Source organism: Paenibacillus sp. GYB003 (assembly GCF_036577625.1).
Classification (GTDB): domain Bacteria; phylum Bacillota; class Bacilli; order Paenibacillales; family NBRC-103111; genus Paenibacillus_AB.
The window spans coordinates 1-7,412 of record NZ_JARBDC010000019.1 but is presented as its reverse complement, the minus strand read 5'-3'; the positions used below and the strand labels follow the sequence as shown (position 1 = coordinate 7,412).

Annotated in this window: 4 protein-coding genes and 1 pseudogene; all 5 read right to left on the bottom strand. The window is 64.9% G+C overall.

The genetic code is table 11. The features are described 5' to 3' along the window. Window positions 1–2,598 (bottom strand): VWA domain-containing protein (locus PV407_RS09110; protein WP_332089608.1); only part of this gene is annotated, 2,598 nt, incomplete at its 3' end. Then, window positions 2,582–4,549 carry a vWA domain-containing protein gene (locus tag PV407_RS09105; protein WP_332089606.1) on the bottom strand — a complete coding sequence of 656 codons (1,968 nt, stop codon included), beginning with the start codon at window positions 4,547–4,549 and terminating at the stop codon, window positions 2,582–2,584. The genes PV407_RS09110 and PV407_RS09105, both read right to left, overlap by 17 nt. Window positions 4,550–4,660: 111 nt before the next feature. Continuing rightward, window positions 4,661–5,569 carry a DUF58 domain-containing protein gene (locus PV407_RS09100; protein WP_332089605.1) on the bottom strand — a complete coding sequence of 303 codons (909 nt, stop codon included), beginning with the start codon at window positions 5,567–5,569 and terminating at the stop codon, window positions 4,661–4,663. After that, window positions 5,566–6,555, bottom strand: coding sequence for an AAA family ATPase (locus tag PV407_RS09095; RefSeq protein WP_332089604.1), 990 nt, complete (start codon window positions 6,553–6,555; stop codon window positions 5,566–5,568). Before PV407_RS09095 ends, PV407_RS09100 begins: the two co-directional genes overlap by 4 nt. A gap of 303 nt (window positions 6,556–6,858) precedes the next feature. Further along, window positions 6,859–7,412 (bottom strand): annotated as a pseudogene (locus tag PV407_RS09090) (phage tail tape measure protein); the annotation flags it as partial.

Sequence of the window (7,412 nt, the reverse complement as noted above, 5' to 3'; positions counted from 1 at the left end):
GCCGGAAGGCGAGCGGCGGCCGCGCAGCGGCGCGAAGGCGAGCGCGAGCCGGCGCCACGGCACGTGGAGCCGGCGGGTCGCGACGTCCGCGAGCCAGAGCGCCAGCGCCGCGACGAGCAGCGCGCTCGACAAGTCGCGGACTCGCTTCTTCGGAGCCGTCGCGCCGCCGAACGCTTCCTCGGGCTTATCCGGCGACAGGACGCGCCCGCCGGTCAGCTCGGCGAGCTGCCGCAGCTTCGCTTCGCCGTCGTCCGCCGCGATCCGGTATTCCGGCGAATACGGCACAACGAAGCCGGTTGTGACGCCGCCAGCGCCGTCTGCGCCTGCTTCCCCTTCCTTCGATGGGGCAATCTGCGTCAAATAGACGCCGGGGCCGGCGATTTCCATCTGCCCGGAAAATTCTCCGGGAACGGTCGGCGTCAGCGTCACGTCCGTCCGGTTCAGCCCTTCGTCGGTCACCGTCGCCTTCCACTCGCCTTCCGTGACACCGGCGTCGCTTCGGACGTCCAGCGTCACGGCGTTCCCGTTCAGCCGGCTCGTCAACTCGAGCGGCGACGATTGAAACTGCGGAAACGTCCATTTGACGATTTGGCTGAACACGTCCTGAAATTTGCTCCACGTCACCCAGTCGCCCGACCATTTGCCGCTCAGATCGCTCGTCCAGGCGACCGTCTTGCCGGCGCCGTACTGCCAGCGGGCCAGCAGCGGATCCGGCTCCGGACTCGCCAGCGCCACCTCGGCCGTTTCCTTCGGCGTCGTCGCGATGTAGGCGTTGATTCGGGGCAGCCCTCCCGCGAACATGCCGTTCCATTCCGCCGCCTGGCCGACCGCCGGCACGAATGGCTGGTCGACGATATACGTGCGGGAGACGAGCACGGCCTCGCGGCTGAAAATGGCCGGCACGGTGCTCTGATCGTTCGTGAAATAGTATCGCCCTTTCGCCAGCTGCGCGAGACGTTCCAGCAGCTGCGTATCCGCCCCGTCGCCGATCGCGACCGAGGACAGCGTAACGTTGTTTTGGACCATGTCGGCGGCGAGCGCCTCGTAGCTTTGGTTCGTCGCCGACTGCCCGTCGGTCAGCAAAATGATATGCTTGCGCTGCGCGTTCACGCCCTGCAGCTTCGAATACGCTTCAGCGACCGCCGTATAAATTTCCGTGCCGCCGTCCGCGGCGATCGAGTTGATCCGGTCCGTCACCTTTTTCGGATCTTTCAGCTGCTGCGGCTCGACGACCCACCACGGCGCGGAATCGAAAGCGAGCACGCCGATCGTGTCTTTTTCCCGCATCAGCTGAACGGTGCGCGCCGCCGCCTCCTGCGCGAGCTGGATTTTGTCGCCGCTCATGCTGCCCGACTTGTCGATGACGAGCATGAGGGCGAGCGTCGGCACTTCGCGCTTGCCGCGCAAGTCCATATACACCGGCAGCGTCCGCTCGATCGGCGTCTGAAAATAGCCGCCGAGCCCGAAGGCGTCCTCGCCCCCGGTCATGACGAGTCCGATTCCGTAATCGCGCACCGCCTGCTCGATCATCTCCATCTGCTTCGCGGACATGCGCGTCGCCGCGACGTTGGCCAGCACGATCGAATCGTACGCGGTAAAATCGGCCAGCTCCTTCGGCATCGTTTCCGGCGCGGCGATATCGTACGGAACGAGTCCGGAGTCGAGCACGCCGGCCAAATTTTGCGCAGCCCCTTCGCTTCCTTCCACCAGCAGCACTTTGGGCGGACCCGAGACGCGGCTGAAGCCGAAACCGGCATTGTTCGCCGCCACTTCGTCCCACGCCGCGTACACCTCGGCCCGATACCGGTGAAGTCCTTGCTCCTTCGCCAGCCCGCGCAGCGCGAACGTGTTTTGCCCTTTATCCAGCGTCACCTGACGGTTCGATATTTCCCGATTTTCCTCGTACACGCGCAGCTCGGCGCTGCCGGCGAACGTGCTCGTCACCGTCACTTCGAGCGCGTACTGCTCCGCCTGGTACAGCTTTTCCGGCAGCCGGAGCGAATCGACGGCCGCGTCTTTCCGCTCCGGAGAGGCGACGGGCAGGACGTCGACCGGCACCCCTTTGTCGCGCAGCAGCTTGCCTTGACGCAGCACGTCGCCGACGTTTTCGCGGCCGTCCGACAGGAGCACGATGCGCGGCGAAGCGTCCGCCGGCATGATCGATTCCGCCAGCTGCAGCGCTTCGTCCAGCCGGGTAAATTCGGTGTTCAGCTTGCTGCCGAACGCGAACGATTCGACGCTCGCCGCATCCGCATTTTTTTCGACGGCCGCGTCGAGCCCCGCCGATACGACTCCCGCCGCGTCGCGTTCCGACTTCCCGGCCGCCGCTTGACGAATCCAGCCCTCGAGCGCGGAGGCGTCCGTCATGCTGTCCGAAAGGTCGGCGACGAAAACGACCGCCTTTCGCTCGATCGAAACGTACCCCTGCATGCCGGCGAGCGCCAGCACGAGCAGCAGCAGCACGCTGCCGCGAAGCGCGGCGGCAATCCGTTTGCGCCAGCCCGCGAGACGGGTGGCCGTTTTCCAAACCCAGACGAGGTAAGCCGCCGCCGGAACGAGCAGCAGCAAATAAAGCGGCGATTCAAACTGCAGACCCACGGCGGTACACCCCCCATTCCCAGACGACGGCCGCCAGCGCCAACGCGGCGAACAGCCGCCATAATGCGTAAGGCGCTCCGCTTTCGTCGCCGGATTGTCCGCTTCCGGACGGCGTCTCGCCCCGCCCGGCTTCCGCGGATCGATCGGCGTTTTGCATCATATCGATATTCGCCTCGGCTTCGGCCGATTCCCGCGGGTCGGCGACGACGCCGAGCCAGCGGCTTCGCACCGTTTGCCCGGCTTCGTCCTTCTCCTCGAGCCGGTACAGCCCCGGCTTAGCCGGCATCGTCTGAACCGAGGCGAGACGGCCCGAGCTTGTTTCCGCTTCGCCCGCCGTCCGGCCGTCTTCGGCGGCGACCCACGTCGCGGAGGCGGCCCCCGCCGACATCGCGACGTCGCGGCGTTCCCCGGCGACCGCCCGGCCGAGGCTTCCGCCGTGGGCGGAGGTCAGCCAGGCGAGCGCGTTTTGCACGAAAACCGGAAATTCCGAGCGCAGCGGCAGGTCGCTTTGACTGAGCGCGAACGCGAGCAGCAGCCGCGGCTGGCCGTTCTCCGCCCCGGCGTACACGAGCGGCACGTTTTTTGCCGTCACGATCGGCTTCCCCCATGTCAACCCGGCCGGCGGCCTCGCCGATGCGACATGCGTATCCTGAAATTTCAAATAGCGGGTCGCCGGATGGTCTTCGACCGTGTAAGCGCCGACCGGAACCGTCTTTTCTTCTCCGGCGTACCCCGAACGGATATACCAGACGGGCCGCGTCGCTAGCATTCGGCTCCACTCCTCCGAAGCGAGCGCTCCGTCCGGAACGGAATCGACGACGACCAGATCGGGACCGCTTCCCGGCTTTTGCGAACGAATCCACGCTTCCATCCCGTCCGGGTCCAGCTTCGTCACTTCGGCGCCGGCCAGCTGCATCGCCTTCTCCAAAAACAGATTGCCGCCGCCGACGAGCAGCACGTTTCGAGGCCGATCGCCTTCGGGAAACGCGTACGACACGTTGTCGGCCGCGAGCGAATCGTCCGCCCCGATATCGAGCCTGTACCAATCGGCAAGGCTTGCTTTCGCGAAGTAAAGCGACACTTGCTTGCCCGGCTCGACCGTAACCGTTTGGACGTCGGCCAGCTCGTCGCCGGCATACAGCGCGGCTTCGATTCGCCGCGGCGCCTCGCCCCAGTTTTTGACCGCGGCTACGGCGGTGACGGCCGCCGCCCCGCCGGACGAAGACCGCTCGCTCTTGACCCCGAACTGGACGATGCCGACGTTGCCCAACGCGCCGCTCCCTTCCGTTTCTCCGATGCGATGCACCGCGACCGGGACGGCAAACGTCAACCCGGTCATCGGCTCGGCGATTTGCCCGTCGGTAAACAACCGAATTTCCGAATCCGGATCGCTGCGGGTGAGCGCCGACGCCAACGACATCGCTTCCTTGTACGCCGTTTTGCCGTAGGACGGCTCGACTTTTTCGAGCGCCTCGCGCAGCTTGCCCGCATCGGTTTCTTTGGACAGCAGCACTTCGGCCTGCTCGCCCATCGCCAGCAGCGTGATCGCGCTGTTTTTCCCGTCGCCGGCGGCCCAGTCCGCGATTTGCCGTTTGGCGAGATCGAGCGCGGTTTCTCCGTTTCCGTCCGGCGAAGCGGAGGCGGCGGCGGTCATGCTGGCGGATCGGTCCAGGACGACGACGACGTGCGCCTTCGCGGCGCGGTGCGACCATACCCACGGCTGCATGACGGCAAGCACCAGCAGCGCGGCGACGAGCAGCTGGACGAACATCAACAGCCGGTTGCGCAGCTTTTGCCACGGCCGGTTCGCCTCCATATCTTTCAAAACGCGATTCCACAGCATATGGCTGGAAACGTCCGTATCGATATATTTGCGCTTGAACAAATACAGGAGGACGATCGCCGGTAGCGATAAACCGAGCCATAAGCTTGATAACGAATCGAAATGCATGACCTGCACCTCCTTCCCCGCGGCGATTCCCGGAGCTTGGCCGCGAGACGCCGAACGATTCGGAACCCTGTCCGCCGGTCCGCTTTTTTCGCCGGCGGCGATCCTTTAGCTTTATTGCAGCACGCCCATCCCCCGCATCGTCGTCGCGATCCATTCCAGGACGGATACGTTCGTCGGCGCGAGGCCGTACGCAATGCCCCGTTCGTGGCAAAAGGCGCGGAGCCCGCCCGTATACGCGTCGAGCGCTTCTTTATACGCTTTCAGCACTTTGGGGGACATCGCCACCTCTTTGCCGGCTCCGGTTTCGACGTCGACAAGGCGCAAATCCCCGTCATACTCCGGATGCAGCTCTTCGGGCGACAGCACCTGCACGACGACGACTTCCTGCCGCGCCGCGAGCAGCATATTGAGCGTTTCCCGGACGCCCTTCTCATACAGGAAGTCGGAAAATATCCACGTCATCCCCGGCTGTCTCGGCAATGCGATCGGCTGCAGCAGCGCCCGTTCGATATCGCCCGCCGCCGCCGGCTCCCCTTCCGCCAAAAAACGGAACAGCCGCTGCGCCGCCGCTTTTCCGCGCACGGTCGGCAGCAGGGCCGACACTTGATCGCCGAACAGTCCGGCGCTTACCCGATCGTAGCCGGAGAGCGCCATGTAGCCGACGCAGGCGGCCAGCTTTTTCGCGTGGAGCAGCTTGGTGCCGCCGCCTGCGCCGGACGTTCCCCCGCCGGTGTTCATCGAGCCCGACACGTCGACCCATAACCGGACGTGAAGCTCGCGTTCGTCGTGGAACAGCTTGACGAATGGCTTCCCGCTTCGGCCGTAGGCGTTCCAGTCGATTTGCCGGATGTCGTCGCCGGGCGCATACAGGCGGTAATCGGCAAAATCGAGCGACGACCCTTGCTGCTTCGATTTGCGCTTGCCCTGCATCGCGCCGCGTATGCGGTTTTTCGCCGCGATCGTCATTCGCTCGAGCCGAAGCAGCGACGGCGAGTCGAGAAGAAGCGGTTCCGCGTTCATCGCCGGCTCTCCGTCGCGGCGAGCACGTCGCGGAGAACGGCGTCCGTCGACATGCCGAGCGCCTGCCCTTCGAAATTGAGGAAGATGCGGTGACGCAGCGCCGGAATCGCGACCTGCTCCACGTCGTGATACGAGACGTTCAGCCGTCCCGCGCAGAAGGCGCGCACTTTCGCCAGCGAGACGATCGACTGGATGCCGCGCGGCCCGGAGCCGAACTGGACGTAACGCTTGACCGATTCGGGGGCGTCCGCCTCCGCCGGATGCGTCGACATGAGCAGCCTTACCGCGTAATCGAGCACGTCGTCCGCCACGAGGATTTGCTTCGCCGTTTCCTGGATGCGCAGAATCGATTCGCCGTCCGCCGCTTTTTCCGCTTGGACGGACGAGGCCGACGTCGTGCGCAGCACGATTTCCTTCAGCTCCTCCTTCGTCGGGTACGAGACCACGATTTTGACGAGAAACCGGTCCAGTTGCGCCTCCGGCAGCGGATACGTCCCTTCGTTTTCGAGCGGGTTTTGCGTCGCCAGCACGAAAAACGGCTTCGGCAGCGCGTGCGTTTCGGACCCGACGGTGACCGTTTTTTCCTGCATCGCCTCGAGCAGCGCGGATTGCGTTTTCGGCGTCGCCCGGTTGATTTCGTCGGCGAGCACCAGATGTCCGAACAGCGGACCTTTTTGGAAACGGTACGTCGTTTCCCCTTGGGCGCCGAACTGGATGATGTTCGTCCCGGTAATATCCGCCGGCATCAAATCCGGCGTAAATTGTATGCGCGAGAAGCTGAGATCGACGGTATCCGCGATCGTGCGGACGAGCATCGTCTTGCCGAGCCCCGGAATCCCTTCCAGCAGCGCGTGGCCGCCGGCGAACAAGCACCAGAGCAGCTGCTCCACGATTTCCTTCTGGCCGACGATGACGCGGCCGATCTGCTCCCGGATCGCCGCCACTTCGGCGAGCTGCCGGTCGAGCTGCTCCTTCGATTCGATCATGACCTTCCCTCCGTTCTCGATGTCCTTGACCAAGCGCTCGTACGAACGATTCGCATCTCGCAAGGAATAGCGGAACTGCAGTAACTGCAGTGCGTTATTTGTCAAAAATCAGTCTTCAGCGGCGAAATAGCGGAACGTCGTTAAACGTCGTTCCGCTATCTCTAGCCGGCGCGGCCGTTTCAGGCGTAATTTGCGGGGAATAGCGGAAAAACGTTTCCTTTATTTTAGGGAAATATCGGGAAATCGAAGATTTAACGGAAATCCGTTTAAATCCGTTCCGTTAATTGGGGACACGGTCCGATTTCAACGGTTCGGCTGGATTTCGGTAAAATAATCGCGGACGAGCTGCTGCATCGATTGCGGCAGCTGCGACCGGTCGAGCGACCTTGCCGCCTCCGCTTCATACTCCGCATACACATCCTCGTAAGGCCGGGATGCGCCGTCGAGCGCCGGGGACGTTCCGCCCTGCAAAACGTCGCCTCCGCCGCCCTGAACCGGACCGGCATCGGATTGGGGTGTCCCTCCGCCGGCTGTCGCCCGCGGCGTCGTAACCAAGCTGCGCGAGCCGTTGCCGGTCCCCGCGCCCGTACCTCCGCTTCCGCTCCCCGCTCCGCTTCCCGCGCCCGCTCCGCTCCCGCTGCCCGCTCCGCTTCCCGCGCCCGCTCCGCTCCCGCTGCCCGCTCCGCTTCCCGCGCCCGCTCCGCTCCCGCTCCCCGCTCCGCTTCCCGCGCCCGCTCCGCTCCCGCTCCCCGCTCCGCTTCCCGCGCCCGCTCCGCTCCCGCTCCCCGCTCCGCTTCCCGCGCCCGCTCCGCTCCCGCTGCCCGCTCCGCTTCCCGGCGCCGCTCCGCTTCCCGGCG

Coding starts and splice junctions, on each gene's coding strand:
- PV407_RS09105 (WP_332089606.1), bottom strand. CDS start 4,549: ATGCATTTCGATTCGTTATCAAGCTTATGGCTCGGTTTATCGCTACCG.
- PV407_RS09100 (WP_332089605.1), bottom strand. CDS start 5,569: ATGAACGCGGAACCGCTTCTTCTCGACTCGCCGTCGCTGCTTCGGCTC.
- PV407_RS09095 (WP_332089604.1), bottom strand. CDS start 6,555: ATGATCGAATCGAAGGAGCAGCTCGACCGGCAGCTCGCCGAAGTGGCG.